Raw genomic sequence first — 17,657 nt, 5'->3', positions numbered from 1 at the left:
GTGCTTTTAATTTTATAGTTAAATGAAAATTCTAACTATGCTCAATAATCGACTTTTCAATTTGAATTGCCATTTCATCGGCAAAAGGAGAACTGAAAAGCTGGTGGTGTTGACCTTTTGTAAATAGTATGTTCACCTTTTGTTCTGTTATGTTTTTCCAGGAATCAATATATGCTGGATTTAAATGTTCATCAGGTTTGTCAGTCAATATAAGCGTGGTAGACCCAAGATGTTTTTTATTCCATTTATATTGTTTGTATATACTAATTAAGTTTTGCTTTATTTTTTCTAGATTCTTCTTATTAGTTGATCCAAATAACCGAATTATGTTAGGCTCTAAAAAACGTTCGTAATTATTTGAAATCATTAATTTTAATGCACTTATTGGCGTCTTCCTCAGTCGACTTAAAAAACCAGAAATACGCAATTTTATTCGGGTGGGATCTGTGAAATCTTCCATCTTTATAATGCTATCTATTACAATTAAGTTGGTTTCCTCACCCATTTCTTTAAAAGTATTTGAAATTTCAATACCTACAGCAGGGCTAAAACAATAAACCAGTAAGTTATACGGTCCATTGGATTGAATATCTTTTATTTCCTTAGCATAATCGATAGCCATTTCTTGGATGTTTTTATGCATTTTCATGTTATTATTTAAACCTGCAGGTTGTAAAGCATAAACTGGTCTATCTTTATTTACAGCATTGGCAATAGGATTGAAAAAAAACACATATCCCCCGCCACCGTGTATACAAAAAATAGGCGTTTTATTTCCTTTAGCTCTTATAGGTACTATGTATTTCCAGGGATCTTTACTCTTTTCTTCAGTTATGTATTTAGATAAATCTTCAATACTAGCGTGTTCTAATAAGGTAATTGGAGATAAACTAACGTTCAGTTTTTTCTTTATTAAGGTAAACATTTTAATAGCTAACAGAGATTTACCTCCTATGTCGAAAAAATTATCTCGAATACTAATACTATTTTTATCTAATAGTGTCTCCCATATTTTTAGTAATTCTAATTCTGTTTTGTTTTTTGGCGCTTGATAAATAGATTTCCTTACAATATTATCATTCTCGATATCTTCTGAATTAGTAGGCGTAAAATGGCTTATTTTATTATTTAATGATGCAAAGCTTTTAATTTGTTCTGAAGTGATTAATTCTATGATATCTCTTAATGTATTAAGAATCCAATTGGCAGAATATGAATCAACTTGTTTAGAAAGCGTTGTAAGTATAAATTTAATTTCGTCACTAGGTAGAATAGCAAGTGTTATTGGGTATGTTGAAGTTAATCCACTTTTTACATTTGAAACTTTTATAGTATTTTCTTCTGTTTTAACATTTGGATAGTTTTCAAAAACTAGTAAACTGTCAAACAGAGAAGAATTCTCGGACCAGTTTATATACGAATAGAGTTTATCTAAACTTAAATATTCATATTTTCTTGCTTCAAACTGAAATTTTTGCATATCCTGAAACCAATTTGAAAAATCTTGAGTTTCATCAATCTTTCCTCTAACAGGTTGCACATTCATAAACATGCCAGTTAACAAATTAATATTAGGAAAATCACCTGATCTACCAGAAACAGTTGTTCCATGTATGACGTCTTTTGTGTTAAAATATTTTGAAAGCACTACAGACCAAGTACACTGTATTAAGGTGTTTATTGTTATTTTATTTTTTTTACAATAGGTTTTAATTCTATCGGTTTCAGTTTTAGATAATTTAAAGCTATTTGTAACAGAAGTTTCTTCTGAATTTTTAGCACCTTGTTTGCTAAAAAGTGATGCTGTATCGTAATTTTTTAAATAATTTTCCCAAAACGATCTTGCGTTCTCATCTGGTATATTATTTATCCAATTTAAATAAGTCTTATAATTGGGTAAAGTATCTAGTTTAGGTAATTTGTTATTATATAAGGCATCATAAATGGTAAAAAGATCATTTAAAATATTACTTCCAGACCATCCATCTAATAAAATATGGTGCATGGGCCACAATAATTTATGTGTCTCATCAGAAAATTTTATAATGTAAATTTTTAATAAGGCACCAGATTCTAATGGAGCCCCAGCCTCTAAGGTGTTTTTTTTAAGTGTTTCCCATTTTTCTTTTTTTTCCGTTTCAGATAAGTCTTTCCAATCATAATATTCAATTTCAATGTCCTTTGATTTATGAATAACATGAACAGGTTTCTCAATATTTTTCCAATGTATCGTTGAGCGTATAACGTCGTGCCGCTTTGCAATTAAAACACAAGACTCTTTAAAATAGTCTATATTAAAATCACCTGTTAAAACACATTCAGTATTTAAAAAACCTTGATCAATTTTACTAGATAAGTGATGCAATAATAGCCCTTGTTGCATATAGCTTAAAGGAAAAATGGCTTCTACCGTTGATTTTGATTTGTTAGTCATAGATTATAAATCAAATTTAAAATTGGCTTAAAAGATTATCTAAATCATCTTGATTAATATCAGCTTCAGGAAAATCCGAAGGTGTGTATGTAACATTATCTTGGATTTTGCAATGGTTAATAATTGCTTCTAAATTTTTATTAAACGTATTGGCCAAGGTTTTTGCAGTTTCTTCTTTATAAAGGTCTTTTGTAAAACTCCAGTTAGCAACTAAACTATTGTTTATTATTTGTGCATTTATTTCTATTTCATAATTACGTTCGCTGCGCGGGTCTCTTGAAGTTAGTTTTACAAATTCAAAGTTCAAGTCACCGGTATTCTTTATAGAATTGGAATTCCCAAGGTAGTTGAACACAACTTTTGGGTGTAACTCATTTAAATCAGACTTATTATTATCAGTTAAGTACTTTAATACGCCAAAGCCTAAACCGTTATTTGGAATTCTTCTTAACTTTTCTTTTACAGCTTTAATATGAAATCCTAAATCTTGGGATGAATTGTAATCTAGAGCAATTGGGAAAAAAGCGGTAAACCATCCAACAGTATTAGAAAAATCTAAATTCTGAGATTCAATATTTCTACCTTGTCTTTCTAGACCTAATAAAATTTCACTTAAATTGGCCCATTCGCAAAGTGTGGTGATTAACGAAGCAATTAATAAATCTTCTACTTTAGTACCATAGGCTGTGTTAGCATCATGTAGAAGACTCTTTGTAAATGTAGAACTTAATTCTGAAGAATATGTGAAAATCGAATTTTCAAGGTATATCTTAGAATCTATAAAATTATCTACTGGAAATTCTTTAACATCAACTATTTGAGATTTCCAATACTCAAATTCATCTGCAATAACATTCGTTTTGATGGTATTTTCTAGGTAGCTAGACCAATCATTTATAGTTGATGTTTTGTTTTTATTTATTTTAGGAATAAAGTCCTTGGAACCGTTTTTAATTGCTGAAACGATATGATTAAAAATAATATTCCAAGATACTAAATCCACAACCAGATGATGAGCTACTAAAAAGACTCTATTTTGTTGTAAATTACCACATTCAAAATATATTATTTTGAATAGGCTCCCTTTTTCAAGCTCAGAATTATTCTGAATATCTAATAATGTAGTATTAATTTTGCTATTTTGAACACTCAAGCTTTCAACTTTATTTAGACTAAAATAATGAAAGCACTTAATTTGATTCACCGATAAAACCGAGGCTTCCCATACCGAATTAGCTCTCCTAAAACTTAGTCGCAATGCCTCATGGTTAGAAATAATTTCCTCTGCAATTATTTCGAACATCTTATTAGAAATAGAATCAATATTTTGTAGTTCTATAATTTGGTTCCAAAAATGAGGTGCGTTTTTATGAGATTCAAAAAACCAATGTTGTATTGGGGTAAGTGGAGTTTGACCCTCAATATTTATATAAGGTTTTGTTGTATTTGAAAATTCTTGATCTTCAGTTGCAAACACAGAAAGTTCTGCTATAGTTTGGCTATCGAATAACTGATTTGCTTTTAAATAAATACCCTCATTGCGTGCTTTGGCTACTATTTGAATACTTAAAATAGAATCGCCACCAATTTCGAAAAAATTATCCTCTACACTAATAGGTGAGAAGCCTAAAACAGTCTCCCAAATAGCTACTAATTTTTTTTCTATATCACTTTGTGGTTGTTTTTTAATTAAAGATCTATTGTTTTTACTTTCTTTTTTAACGGTAATAGCTTGTAACTTATTTTTGTCAATTTTACCATTAGGTAACGTAGGAAATTGTTTAATTTTTTTTATGGTTGAAGGCACCATATAACCTGGGATTTTACTCTTTAAATATACCATTAAACCGTCACTATCTTTTACTTCTTGTTCATTAACATAAGCAACTAACTTTTTAGGGTTTTCAGATCTAGTTTTTAAGGCACCATATTGTGACAAATCCTTAATTTTTAAAGCAAGTAGTTTTTGTTCTTCAGAAGAAAGCTTTTGTATAATTTTTAAAATGTTTTCTTTCATCATTTTATTGCTTTTAAAACTGCAATGGATTTTGCCCACCAAGTGTCTATTACATCTTCCGGCATATGTTGTGGTAATACTTTAATACTTAACGAGTAAAAATATCTTGTTTGTTCATGCAGGCTATTTAAGTTTCCAACAAATTCTTTAAGTGCTCGATTTATTAACATGTTTCTCTGATGGTCTTTTGTAGGTGCCATAAAATTTTCGTTGGAAATAGTTATATTATTTTCTAACGATAGTGAGCGTTTTATTATTTTCATGAATCGTTTACTTAGATTTGGTTTAGTAAAAAGCCTTTTTCTTCAGTGCTTAAGAATTTTATAGAATTTAAAATTATATTAAACTCATTGTCATCAACGTTTGTAAGAAGTTCTGCAAGTTTCTCTTCTGTTATCGTATCTAAATTAAAATCTGTATCAATAAATCCTTCTTCTGCTTGTACAACAACATCAGTGATGTTTTCATCGTATTGTTTTATAACGTTTTCAATTTCACTTAATTCAACTCTAAACCCTCTTATTTTAACTTGTTGATCTGCTCTTCCTAAAAAAATGATTTTGCCATCGCTGGTGTATTTTGCTAAATCTCCAGTTTTATATAAAATATCATTTGCTTTAAATGGATTTTTTATGAATACTTTTTTAGTTAAATCATCTCTGTTAATGTAACCTTTAGAAATACTTTGTCCTCCTATAAATAATTCTCCAGGTACGCCGGTAGGAGAGATGTTCATCCCTTTATCTAAAATATAAACGCCTGCATTAGCTACAGGTTTTCCAATGGGAATACTTTTTCGATTTAAATCGCTACTGTCTATTTTATGCGCAATGCACCAAACTGAAGCCTCGGTAGGACCATATTCATTATACAGACCAATTTTTGAAAAGTGTTTAATATGTTTTTCGCATAATGAAACTGTACAAGCTTCACCAGCAACAATAACCGTATTTAAACTTTTCAGTTTATCTTTAATTACAAAATCTAAAATTAAATTGTAAAGCGATGGCAGCATTAGGGTGTGCGTAATATTACAATTATTAATTAGTTCGCCAATTTTATCAATATCTTGTTCGATGCGTTTTTCCGTAATTACTAAATGTCCTCCAGTGCAGAGTGTCCAGAAAATACCAGCCTTTGAGCTATCAAAAGCAATAGAGGACATTAGCATAAAGACCTCAGGATTGGAATCATAAAAATCCAATCGCCCCATTGTAGAGTTTATGATGTTTTTATGAGAAATAGGGACTCCTTTGGGTTTGCCAGTACTTCCTGATGTGTAAATAATATATGCCAAATCTGTTTCTTTTAACTGCGGAAGAATTATTTCAGAATTAATGTTTTCATCAATGGTATCTATAGAAATACAAGTGAAATTGTCGTTGTTAAATCTATCGATAAGGAAAGATTGAGTCACTATAATTTTAGCCTTAGAATCGTTAAGTGAAAAATCTATGCGTTCATTTGGGTATTCAGGATCTAATGGCAAGTAGCTACAACCTGATTTTAAAATGCCTAATATACCTACAATCATATCAGTAGAGCGCTCGCAGCATAAGCCTATTACAGCGTTTTCTACTATGCCAGACATTAAAATGTGGCCCGCTAAAGCATTAGCTTTAGAATTTAAGTCATGATAACTTAAACATTCATCTTTGAATGAAACCGCCTTTTTATTCGGGTTTTTTAAGACTGTTTCTTCTATGATATTATGAATGCCTTTATCTTTAAAAACTCTTTCTTTTAGAGTATTTTGTTGAGAGAATAAGTCTCTTTCGGATGGGGTTAATATTTTTAAATCTGCAATTTTCTGAAAAGGGTTTGCTACAATAGATTCTAATAAAATTTTAAAATATTCTTGAAAACGATTAATGGTTTTTTCTTCAAACAAATCTGAGGAGTATTCGAATGTCGAACTTAAAATTCCGTTTTCTTCACCAATGTATATGGTAAGATCAAATTTTGAAACTTCAGAATCAAACCAAGTATGTGACAAATCTAAATCTTTACCAAAAAATGGGTTTTCAGGTTTAGAATGATATAAAAACATCACTTGGAAAAATGGATTTACGGCCAAGGACCGTTTTGTGTTAATGGCTTTAACTAAGGTGTTAAAAGGTACATCTTTATGAGAAAAAGCCTCTAGTGTATTATTAGTTACATGTTTTACAAAATTAGTTAAAGACATTTCAGAATTAATATGTGTTCTGAGAACAATGGTGTCATTAAAGAATCCTATTAAACTTTCAAGATTTTTTTGATCTCTGTTAGTAAGAGGCGTCCCTACAAGAATATCTGTGTCACCACTACATTTATGTAAAAACAAATAAAAAACAGCTAACATTAAATTATAAGGTGTGGTAGCACATGTTTTAGATAGCTTTAATAGTTGACTTGATAGTGATTGATTATATTCTTGGGTAAAAGAGGCAGCACCTTTGAACGAAGGGTGTAAAGGTCTTTCGTAATCAAAAGGTAAAGATAAACTTGGATTAGGGTGTAAAAGTTTTTGTTTCCAATACTCTAAGTCGTTTTTATTGATGTCTTGCTTGTTTATCCAATAACAATAATCTGAATATTGAAGCAAAGTTTTTCTGTTTTTTATTTCAGTATTAGATTGTAAATCTAAATAATAACCTGCTAAATGTTCCCTAAAAATTCCCATGGACCATTTGTCGGTAACAATATGATGTAATGTAATTTGAAGAATATGCTTTGTATTTGATAGCTTAATTATTGATGCTCTAACTAACGGGCCTTTAGTTAAGCTAAAATAAGTTGTAGCATCATTTTTCATTATAGATTTAGATGCTTCCGAGGCGTCTTGAAATTCGTAATGAGTTAAATCATGCTTACTAATACTTAAAGAGGCCGTATTATCTACTTCCTGAACTAGAGTATCGTTTTTTATCTTGTACGTAGTTCTTAAAATATCATGATCTCTATAAACAAAACGTAAGCTTTTTTCAAGATGTCCTATATTCAATGCTCCATTGAAAGTGTAAGTTTCTGAGTAATTATAAAATGCGTTTTCTGGATGTAACTGCTGTAAAAACCATAGTCTTTTCTGTCCTGGAGATAATGGAATCAATGCCTCTTCAGGAGCCTTTTCAATCAGATTTATATGAGTACTTTGTTTACTCTTATTTTTCCATCTGTCAAGGAGGGATTTTGATTGAGTTTCTTTTTTCATCTTTTAAACCAATTATCGCAGTCCTAAAAAGACAGCAAGTTTATAGCCCGCTCTTCTGATATAGTCATCAACGGGGAGATTGACATCAAAACCGCGCTCTATTAACCAATATATGGAAATAATAATTAGAAGGGTTGATAAGTAAACCAAGAATTTTGGGTACACTTTAAGCTTTCTTATAAAATATAATATAGGGAATATTACAGCAATTATTGCTACTTGACCTATTTCTACTCCAATATTAAAACCTAATAGGGATAATGATAAATGTTCTCCGTTAAAACCAAGTTCACCTAAAACGCTAGCAAAACCAAAACCGTGAAATAATCCAAAAATAAAAGCAATCATCCAATCTTTTCCCTTAAATATGGGCCTTATATTATGATATGCAGCCAAACCTATAGAGAGGGCTATGATAGATTCCACTAATCGAGAAGGTAGTACAATAATTTGTAAGGATGCTAAACTTAAGGTAATGGTATGGGCAATTGTAAAAAAGGTTATGATTTTTATAATGTAAAAAAAAGCAGGTTTAAATTTTTCAACTGGATACCAATTCCAAATATTAGATGAAATTTCAGAACCTGTATCTGCATACTTCGGTTTTCTTCTAACTACAGCAGGTAAGATTAAGGCTAAAATAAAAAGAATATGATCTAAACCAATCCAGATATGCCAAATACCTTGTTTTATCATGGCTTTAAACCCGGTCCATACAGAACCTTGCGTCAAATCAAGAGTTTTCGTCCAATCGTTATTATTAAAATCTAGTGCAATAAGGCTTTCATTATTAAATAAGCCCGATTTCCAATTATATTCGATACCTAATAAATTTGAATGGTGTGGTTCTTCCTCAATAAATACTTTGTAAGTAACACCTATAGAGTCAGGTACATTGTAAGAGTCTTCCAAATAGAAATTAAACAAAATGAAATCACCATAACTTACAGCTAATATGTCATTATTATTGGTAAATTTAATTTCATACGCTTTATTTCCATTAACAAATGAAGTGTTTTTCTTGAGGTATGCCTTTATTTTATCTAAGTAGGGAGCCACCTCTTCTAGAGAAGTATGATTACTTAAATTAAGACCAAGTACATCATTTAATTCATTAATATTTATGTGAAAGTCTCCTTCAATATTTGCGTTTTCATATATTTTTAAATACAAAAGGCTATTGTCAGGGTGGTGTGCATGAGCTTTACTAATAAAGTTAGAGACAATAAAAAGTATTAAAACCTTTACAAAGATTTTTTTCATAGCGACTGTAAATTAGATTGAAAACAAATGAATTTATATTCATTGTTTTATATAATTTTTATTTAAATATCGTGATTATTGATATATCATTATAGTTTGTTTGTTTTTTTTTCGATAAGTTTCGCAAATTCCCTGTTAAAATGTTAATAATACATTTTACTTCTATTTATTAATGATATATATTTACTATTCAAGTTAGTGAAGGGTATATAAGAATTGCTATGACTTATACTTATGCTATTAAAAACATTTTTATTTTTTAGTTTTTTTATATCATTATTTTCATAAATGAAACTTGTTTTATTGATTATTTAGTACGTTAAAATTCAATTTATGGACGTAAAAAGAGATGTGCTTATTTTTTTGAAAAAAGATATACTTGAAGATGAATCAATACGTATTGGTGAACAGGATGAACTATTAACAACTGGATTGATTGATTCCGTAAATTTAATAAGGACGGTTAGATATTTGGAAAAAAAATTCAAAATAGATATTCCTTTTGAGGACATAACACTAGAAAACTTTAGGTCCATTCATAGTATAGAATATTATGTTCGAGGAAAACTAAATTAGCACCCATTATTATATGGATAATTCTATAAATATTTTGTTACCATTAACGAAGAGTCAAACGTCATTATGGCTTGTTGATAAGCTTAACCCCAATGAACCAATTAATAATGTACCATATGCGTTTTATATTGATGGAACATTAGAACCTAGTGTTTTTAGAAAAGCATTTCAAGAGTTAATAGATACTACAGATGTTTTAAGAACAGTTATTATAGAAGAAGATGGAACTCCGCAGCAATTAATTAAAGATGTTTTTCCATTTAGGTTACAGTATTTTGAATTTTCTGATATCTCTTCATCTAATGTTGACAATTGGCTTCAAGAAAGAAGTGAGCGTATTTTTGATAAATCAGAGCAACTTTTTGATTCTGTATTGATTAAATTAAGTCCTGATCGCTTTATTTGGTATCTTAATCTCCATCATATTATAACTGATGCTTCTAGTACAGTGATTCTTTTTGATAAATTATCTGAGATTTACGGTTGTTTAATAGATAATACTTCTACTCAAAATATACCCAGTTATGCGTATAAAAATTTTATTGATTTTGAAATTGAAGAAAGAATTGAAAACAAAAATGTTATAAATTATTGGAATTCTGAGGCGGATAAGTATATTGAAAAGCCCAAGCTTTATGGTGAAAAGACTAAACAGGAACCTACAACAAAATCAAATCGAGTAGAGCTTGAATTAAGCCGAAGTGAATTTAATGAATTAAAAGCAGTGATAAATCAACCTGGTTTTAAATCTTGGAATGATAATTTAAATATATTTAATGCTTTTGCAACGTTATTGTTTTCTTATCTTTTTAAGGTAAGTGGTGAAGAAAATTTAACTTTTGGAGCCCCCATACATGGTAGAGTAAGAAAGAGTTTTAGAAGTACAATTGGTTTGTTTATAGAAGTGTTTCCTATCTCTGTTAATATTGATGAAAATGATACTTATTATACCTTGTACAAAAAGGTTCAAGATGCCACCAATCATTATTTGAAGTTTGGGATTACCGGTACTTCTTCACCAAAATTGAATAGAAGCTATAACACAATATTCAACTATATAAACGTTTCTTTTTCTAATTTTAATGGTTACAACACAACCGTAAAATGGATTCATCCTAATTATGCTGATTCAGAACATAAATTACGCTTTCACGTATTTGATTTTAATAGGACAGGAGTTTTAAAACTTGTTTTTGATTTTAATGATGATATTGTTAAGTCTTCCAGGTTGAATGAGGTACCGATACATTTTAGAAATGTTTATAATGCATTTATTCAGGATGTGAATAATCCCATTGCTCAAACCAGTATAATTGGGCCTCAAGAGGTTAATAGTTTTTTAGATCTGCGTTTAACTGAAAATATATATCCCAATAATGTTTTAGAAGTCTTCAATAGTTTTGTTAAAAGTAGACCTAATGCTGTTATTATTCAATCAGAGGAAGGCGTTTTAACCTTCAGAGAATTGAATAAGAAAGCCAATCAATTAGCTAATTATTTGATTAATACAGGTGTTGTAAAAGGTGTTAATATTGCTCTTTACAATTATAGAAATACAGAGTATATAATCGGATTATTAGCCATTATGAAAACAGGAGGGACTTTTATTCCTATATCATCTGACCAACCGAAAGAAAGAGTAGAATATATTATAACTAATTCTGATTGCTCATTAGTCTTAACACAAGGTTCCTTAAAACAGAATTTAGAAAGAATAAAGACACCTAGCATAGACCTGATTGCCATTAGAGAGAACTTGAAGAATGAGTCTTCCGAGCTTTTTGAAAACCAACCAAAAATTAATGACACAGCATATATTTTGTATACCTCAGGATCAACAGGAAATCCGAAAGGCGTTATTATTTCTCAAGGAGCATTGACAAACTATATATTTTGGGCAAAAAATTATTATGGTATATCGGAAAAAACCATATTGCCACTGTTTACATCAATTGGATTTGATTTGACAATAACATCAACCTTACTACCATTAATTACTGGCGGGAAGTTGATTCTTTATACAGAACCTAAATTTGGACCAGATATGTCATTAATGAAGGTTTTAGGCGAAAATTTAGTCAATACAATTAAACTAACACCATCTCATTTGAGCTTGTTTCAAGACAAGGATATGCGCTATTCTTCTATAGATAAAATTATAGTTGGAGGTGAAGATTTTAAGGCAAGTCTTGGTCACGCCATAACAAAAGCTTTTAGCGGAGCTGTGACCCTTTATAATGAATATGGTCCTACCGAGGCTACAGTAGGTTGTATTGTAAGTGAGTACAATCCGAAAAAACACCAAGAAGGATCTATTCCTATTGGTACACCTATAGCTAATATGCATGCTTATATATTAGATAAATATAAAAATTTAGTCCCTAATGGTGTAGTAGGTGAATTATATTTAAGTGGATCTAGCTTAGCTGATGGCTATTTAAAATTAGAAGAACTAACTACAAATAAATTCATAGAGAATCCTTTTGTGAAAAATGCTAAAATGTACCACACGGGTGATTTAGCAAGAATTAATGGTCATGGAGAATATGAGTATTTAGGTAGAGTAGATGAGCAAATAAAACTTAGAGGTTATAGAATAGAACTTGCCGATATAGAATCAAATTTAACGCATTTCAAAGGCGTGAATGAATGCGCTGTGGTATTGGTTAGGAACAAGAAAGAATACATTCCAGAAGAGAGCGTAATTAACTGCACAGAATGTGGTTTGCCCTCAAATTATCCACAAACTGATTTTGATGAGTATGGGGTTTGCAATTTATGTAATGCTTTTAAAGGTTATAAAGACAAGGCTCAAAAATATTTTAAAACTGAAGAGGAACTTAAATCAATACTAACCACAAACACGGAAAACAACCCATCTTACGATTGTTTGTCACTATTAAGTGGCGGTAAAGATAGTACGTATATTTTGGCTCAATTGGTTGGTATGGGGCTGAAAGTACTCGCATTTACGCTTGATAATAGTTATATATCCAATCAGGCTAAAGCCAATATTGATCGGATAGTTAAAAAGCTGAATGTTGATCATATTTATGGTGCTACAAATCACATGAATGAAATTTTTATTGATAGTTTAAATAGGCACCAAAACGTATGTAATGGCTGCTTTAAAACAATATATACTCTGAGTACCAAAATTGCTATGGATAAACAAATACCCTTTATTGTGACAGGTTTATCTCGTGGTCAATTTTTTGAAACACGTTTAACAGAAGAGCTATTTTGGAATGAAAATTTAAATGTTAAAAAAATAGACGAGACCATATTAGAGGTTAGAAAACTCTATCATAGAGAGGATGATGCGGTAAAGGATTTACTCGAAGTTTCTATGTTTGAGGATGATGAAGTATTTGACAAGGTTCAGTTTGTAGATTTCTACAGATATTCGGATGTAAGTTTAGAAGACATGCTTAAATATCTTGAAGATAAGGTAGGCTGGGTCAGACCTACGGACACAGGTCGTTCTACAAATTGTTTAATTAATCAACTAGGTATTTATGTGCATAAAAAGGAAAAAGGATATAGTAATTATTCTTTTCCATACAGTTGGGATGTGCGTTTAGGACATAAAACTAGAGATGAAAGTTTAGAGGAAATAAATGAATATATAGATGAAGAGGAAGTAAAGCGTATTATGAATGAGATTGGTTATGAAGAGTCCGATCCGTTTGAAAATGAGGATAGGTTGGTGGCCTATTATACAGGTGATAATTCAATCTCCTCAAAAGATTTAAAAAAATATATATCGCAAAAACTTCCGGCCTACATGATACCCTCTAGATTTAAGTTTTTAGATGAAATGCCACTTACTAAAAATGGTAAAGTTGATAAAAAAACTTTGCAGGGTTTAAATTCAGAACAATTAGAACTGGAAACATCATATCTAGCACCTAGAAACGAAATAGATGAACTCATAGAAGGTATTTGGAAAGAGGTATTGCGCTTAAAAAAAATAGGGATTCAAGATAATTTCATCGCTCTAGGAGGGCACTCCCTTGCCGCCATAAGGGTTACTTCTAGAATTAATGAAGAATTAGGAATGGAAATTCCACTTAATAAGGTTTTTAATTTACCAACAATAGAAGAATATTCAAATTACATTGAAAAAACGATGTTGGAGTATTTAGAAAATTAACAAAAAGCAATTGCCTATTCAATTGATAATTAATGTATAACGGGGTTTCAAAAGGCTTTAAGCCATTTATTATTAAGTTAGTTGTTGTAACTTTAAGTACTTGTTATGTGCTTGGTCCGGCACATCTTGAAGTAAAAAAAGTGCTTCACTTTTTTTCACACCATATACAAAAACCTTCTTTTGTAATTTCGCATTCGGTTCATGACAATCGCACTTACAAAAACTTAATAGCCAAAAATAAAGGGAAGTTAAGCAATGTTAAGGTAGAAACACATAGCCATGAAATTATCGATTGGTTTGCAGGGGTTTTCAAGAATTCTCAAAAGGATAAAGATCCCTTAAGTAAGCATGATATAACTTTTAAAATAGATAAGCATATAAAGCGTAAAAACAATAGAAAATATGAGTTTGTTGCATTTTTTAGGGTTTTGGAGACTAACTATGCTTTGATAAAAGATAAGCCATGTAAAGGTTTTATAAAATATTTAAAAGAACCTCCAATTTTAGCATAATAGCATATTTTGATTTGTGTTCTTAAGATTAAGGACATTATCTGAAATTTATTTTCAAAAATTATTTATTAATAATAAGTCATGATTAGACAACATCTTGGTTGTTCTTAATTATGTTAAATTTTAATTTTATTATTATGCAAAAATATATTTTTTTAATCCTGTTGTTTTCTTCAATTACAGGCATGACATATGCACATGAACTTAATGGTATTATTACCGCAGAAGAAAGCGATAAGCCCATAGAGGGTGTTGGTGTTTATAATAAAAACACAGGAGCTTATACATACACTAATATATCAGGTTATTTTGAGTTGGATGATATTTCGGTAGGAGACGTTATCTATTTTTATCGATTAGGTTACGAAAACTATGAATTAGTTATAAGTGAAAACAATCTAGATGCCAGTATTGATGTGGTCTTAAGAATATCTCCGGCCTCATTAGATCAGGTACTCATTGTTTCAAAAGTGAATGTCCTAAGCACATTGGCTGCTGTAGATTTAAAAACGAATCCTGTTAAAAGCTCACAAGAAATACTAAGAACAATCCCCGGTTTAATTATTGGTCAACATGCTGGAGGAGGTAAAGCTGAGCAAATATTTTTAAGAGGTTTTGATATAGACCACGGAACAGATATTGCCATAAATGTTGACGGAATGCCAGTGAATATGGTATCTCATGCCCATGGCCAAGGATATGCAGACATGCATTTTATTATACCAGAAACTATAGATAATATTGATTTTGGTAAGGGTACTTATTATGCCGACAAAGGCAATTTTAATACGGCAGGCTATATTGATATTAATACTAAAAAGAGTATTGACAAGAGTTTGATTTCTTTGGAGGCAGGACAGTTTAACTCTTTAAGGGCACTAGGTATGATTAAGCTTATTGATGAAGATTTTAGTTCTGCTTATGTGGCTACTGAACTTATGCTTACAGATGGCTATTTTGAATCTCCTCAAAACTTTAACAGATTAAATATTATGGGGCGTTATAATTATAATAATTATGACGATGAAGAATTTGATATTTCTATTTCGCATTTTCAGAGTAAATGGGATGCTTCTGGCCAAATTCCTCAACGTGCTGTGGATAGTGGATTAATTACCAGATGGGGAGCTATAGACGATACTGAAGGCGGTAATACTAGTAGAAGTAACATATGGGTTAATCATAAAAAATTATTGGATGAACATTCTTCCGTAAAGACATCAGCGTATCTCTCAAAATATGATTTTGAATTATTTTCTAATTTTACATTCTTTTTAGAAGATCCTGTAAACGGTGATCAAATTCAACAAAAGGAAGATAGAACGATTATAGGAGCTCAGTCTGTCTATGAGCATTCATTTCATGTTGAAGACCATGATACGCAGTTAAAGTATAAAGCAGGTATAGGGTTTAGGTATGATGATGCCAACAACGTTCAGTTATCAAGAACCTTAAACCGGCAGACCATTTTAGAGCGTTTAGCATTTGGAAATATTGACGAAGTAAATGGTTTTTTATTTGCCGATCTAACTTATAAGAAGAACAAATGGACATTGATTCCGGGGTTAAGAGTAGATTACTTTAATTTTGATTATGAGAACTTGCTATCCACTACGTATGACAATAAGAGTGAAGATAAAATAAAGGTGAGCCCAAAGTTTAATGCTATTTTTGCCGCTTCTCCAAAAGTTCAAGTGTATGCCAAATCAGGTTTAGGGTTTCATTCCAATGATACCCGCGTAGTCGTTGCTAATAGTGGAGAAAAGATATTACCATCGGCATTTGGAACTGATTTAGGTTTTATCTATAAACCTTTTGGAAGATTGGTGATCAATGCTGCATTCTGGAGCTTATTCTTGCAGCAAGAATTTGTGTATGTGGGAGATGCAGCTATAGTAGAACCAAGCGGAAAGACCGAACGCTATGGGTTTGATTTTGGATTGCGTTATCAATTTACAGATTGGTTATTTTTAAATACCGATATTAATTATGCACATGCTAGAAGTGTTGAAGAACCTAAAGGGCAAGACTATATTCCTTTAGCACCAGATTTCACATCTACAGGGGGGCTTTTTGTTAAAAACTTAAATAATTTTTCTGGAGGAATTAGTTACAGGTTTGTTAATGACAGACCGGCTAATGAGGATAACTCCATTGTTGCAGATGGTTATTTTGTAACAGATTTTAACTTAAATTATAGCCTGAAAAATTGGACTTTTGGTTTAATTATTGAAAATCTATTTGATACCGAATGGAATGAAACTCAGTTTGCCACAGAAAGTAGACTGTTTAATGAACCTAATCCGGTTGAAGAAATTCATTTTACACCAGGAACACCATTTTTTTTGAGAGGAAAAATATCGGTTAATTTTTAGGATTTAGTATACATTTTTCCAATGAATAAAAACACACCTGATTTTCAGGTGTGTTTTTATTTTTTTAAACTTGGATATTATGTATTTAAATACAGGCCAGAAAAAAGATTACTAAGACTCTAAGACTTTAATCATTTTAAAAGACTTCAATAAGTGAAAAAGTCCTGGTAAAATAACAAGACCTCCAATAATAAGCGTTATACCTAAAACTTTTATTACGGCTTCTGGTGCAACGGTTTCAAGAAGGCTCATTTCCGTGTTTGAAGCAATAATTAAATATGGAAAATGTGCGAACATAGCAGCAAATAAGATTAAAATAACTTGCAAGCCTGCTAAGGTTCTGCTTAATACTTTTGTTGCTTGTTTTATACTTCGTAATAAAGGTAAGATTAGTAACGCTGAAAGTATTATTAAAACTATGGTATAGGGGTTTTTAATAAAATCAGTAATAAATATAATGTCATTTATAAATCCAAAACAAAGCACCAAAAAGCCAAGACCAATAACCATTAGAGTAGCATATTTTGATTTTCTCACATAAATTTTTCTGTTTGTAATATCTGATTCACCTATTAATAATATAGAAGTTAAAAATGCACAAAGTGCTGCAAAGAAAAACCCAACCAAAATAGAAAACCCATTTAACCATGGCGCTATAAATAGATCATAAAAAGTATACTGCTCGTAACTATCGGTTATAACAAGTTTACCTGATAACATAGAACCGGCTGTCATTCCTAGAAATATTGGTGTTAAAAGACTAGAAATTCTAAACAACCAATCGTATAAAATTTGGGACTTATCTTTATAAGCATCATAATGTCGGAAAACAAAAGCAACACCTCTCATAGTAATGCCAAGCAATACTAAGGTAAGCGGAATGTGCAAGTAAACAACAAGAACATTATAGAAATCAGGAAACCCTACCCATAAAATAACTATTAAAATGATAATCCAAATGTGATTAGCCTCCCAAACAGGACCCATCACGCGATAAATTGTTTTTTTCGTAAGTGCTTGATTGCTTTTTGTAGAAAATAATTCAACAATACCCGCACCAAAATCAGCGCCGGCTAAAATAACATAGAGTACTAGAGAAGTAGCTAGAAAAAATAAAACAACGTTTAACAT

General features: G+C 30.7%; 10 protein-coding genes. 4 read left to right on the top strand and 6 right to left on the bottom strand.

Features of this window, described 5'->3' with window-relative positions:
- Window positions 1-31: 31 nt before the first annotated feature.
- From IE051_RS02655 to IE051_RS02635, 5 genes are read right to left on the bottom strand one after another with little or no spacing between them, the layout of a single operon-like run.
- Window positions 32-2,434, bottom strand: coding sequence for a condensation domain-containing protein (locus tag IE051_RS02655; RefSeq protein ID WP_189359215.1), 2,403 nt, complete (start codon window positions 2,432-2,434; stop codon window positions 32-34).
- Window positions 2,435-2,450: 16 nt separating this feature from the next.
- Complete coding sequence (locus IE051_RS02650; protein WP_189359214.1) at window positions 2,451-4,454, bottom strand: condensation domain-containing protein; 2,004 nt, start codon at window positions 4,452-4,454, stop codon at window positions 2,451-2,453.
- Entirely contained in the window at window positions 4,451-4,714 is a 264-nt protein-coding gene (locus IE051_RS02645; protein WP_189359213.1) for a hypothetical protein, read from the bottom strand. The genes IE051_RS02650 and IE051_RS02645 overlap by 4 nt, the downstream gene beginning before the upstream one ends.
- Window positions 4,715-4,725: 11 nt before the next feature.
- Window positions 4,726-7,644: a non-ribosomal peptide synthetase gene (locus IE051_RS02640; RefSeq protein WP_189359212.1), complete on the bottom strand. Its 2,919-nt coding sequence runs from the start codon at window positions 7,642-7,644 to the stop codon at window positions 4,726-4,728.
- 12 nt (window positions 7,645-7,656) lie between these two features.
- Window positions 7,657-8,907 (bottom strand): HupE/UreJ family protein, encoded by a 1,251-nt coding sequence (locus tag IE051_RS02635; RefSeq protein ID WP_189359211.1) that lies wholly within the window; start codon window positions 8,905-8,907, stop codon window positions 7,657-7,659.
- Between the two features lie 333 nt (window positions 8,908-9,240).
- On the opposite strand from IE051_RS02635, the gene IE051_RS02630 reads away from it, so the two are divergent.
- The 4 genes from IE051_RS02630 to IE051_RS02615 all read left to right on the top strand — a co-directional run bounded on the left by IE051_RS02630 (window position 9,241) and on the right by IE051_RS02615 (window position 16,526).
- Window positions 9,241-9,483, top strand: a complete 243-nt coding sequence (locus IE051_RS02630) for an acyl carrier protein (RefSeq protein WP_189359210.1) — start codon at window positions 9,241-9,243, stop codon at window positions 9,481-9,483.
- Window positions 9,484-9,496: 13 nt separating this feature from the next.
- Window positions 9,497-13,639: a non-ribosomal peptide synthetase gene (locus IE051_RS02625; protein ID WP_189359209.1), complete on the top strand. Its 4,143-nt coding sequence runs from the start codon at window positions 9,497-9,499 to the stop codon at window positions 13,637-13,639.
- Window positions 13,640-13,671: 32 nt separating this feature from the next.
- Window positions 13,672-14,151 carry a hypothetical protein gene (locus tag IE051_RS02620; protein ID WP_189359208.1) on the top strand — a complete coding sequence of 160 codons (480 nt, stop codon included), beginning with the start codon at window positions 13,672-13,674 and terminating at the stop codon, window positions 14,149-14,151.
- 137 nt (window positions 14,152-14,288) lie between these two features.
- Window positions 14,289-16,526 carry a TonB-dependent receptor gene (locus IE051_RS02615; protein WP_189359207.1) on the top strand — a complete coding sequence of 746 codons (2,238 nt, stop codon included), beginning with the start codon at window positions 14,289-14,291 and terminating at the stop codon, window positions 16,524-16,526.
- Between the two features lie 111 nt (window positions 16,527-16,637).
- On the opposite strand, the gene IE051_RS02610 is transcribed toward IE051_RS02615, so the two are convergent.
- Window positions 16,638-17,657: a cytochrome d ubiquinol oxidase subunit II gene (locus IE051_RS02610; RefSeq protein ID WP_189359206.1), complete on the bottom strand. Its 1,020-nt coding sequence runs from the start codon at window positions 17,655-17,657 to the stop codon at window positions 16,638-16,640.

It is taken from the genome of Algibacter mikhailovii (assembly GCF_014651495.1).
Lineage (GTDB): Bacteria > Bacteroidota > Bacteroidia > Flavobacteriales > Flavobacteriaceae > Algibacter_E > Algibacter_E mikhailovii.
Note: the sequence above shows the minus strand (reverse complement) of the source record. Positions and strands in the feature narration are given on the sequence as shown.

Bases quoted from the DNA above. Each gene is read 5' to 3' on its own strand.
- IE051_RS02655 (WP_189359215.1), bottom strand. From the start codon at position 2,434: ATGACTAACAAATCAAAATCAACGGTAGAAGCCATTTTTCCTTTAAGC.
- IE051_RS02650 (WP_189359214.1), bottom strand. From the start codon at position 4,454: ATGATGAAAGAAAACATTTTAAAAATTATACAAAAGCTTTCTTCTGAA.
- IE051_RS02645 (WP_189359213.1), bottom strand. From the start codon at position 4,714: ATGAAAATAATAAAACGCTCACTATCGTTAGAAAATAATATAACTATT.
- IE051_RS02640 (WP_189359212.1), bottom strand. From the start codon at position 7,644: ATGAAAAAAGAAACTCAATCAAAATCCCTCCTTGACAGATGGAAAAAT.
- IE051_RS02635 (WP_189359211.1), bottom strand. From the start codon at position 8,907: ATGAAAAAAATCTTTGTAAAGGTTTTAATACTTTTTATTGTCTCTAAC.
- IE051_RS02630 (WP_189359210.1), top strand. From the start codon at position 9,241: ATGGACGTAAAAAGAGATGTGCTTATTTTTTTGAAAAAAGATATACTT.
- IE051_RS02625 (WP_189359209.1), top strand. From the start codon at position 9,497: ATGGATAATTCTATAAATATTTTGTTACCATTAACGAAGAGTCAAACG.
- IE051_RS02620 (WP_189359208.1), top strand. From the start codon at position 13,672: ATGTATAACGGGGTTTCAAAAGGCTTTAAGCCATTTATTATTAAGTTA.
- IE051_RS02615 (WP_189359207.1), top strand. From the start codon at position 14,289: ATGCAAAAATATATTTTTTTAATCCTGTTGTTTTCTTCAATTACAGGC.
- IE051_RS02610 (WP_189359206.1), bottom strand. From the start codon at position 17,657: ATGTTAAACGTTGTTTTATTTTTTCTAGCTACTTCTCTAGTACTCTAT.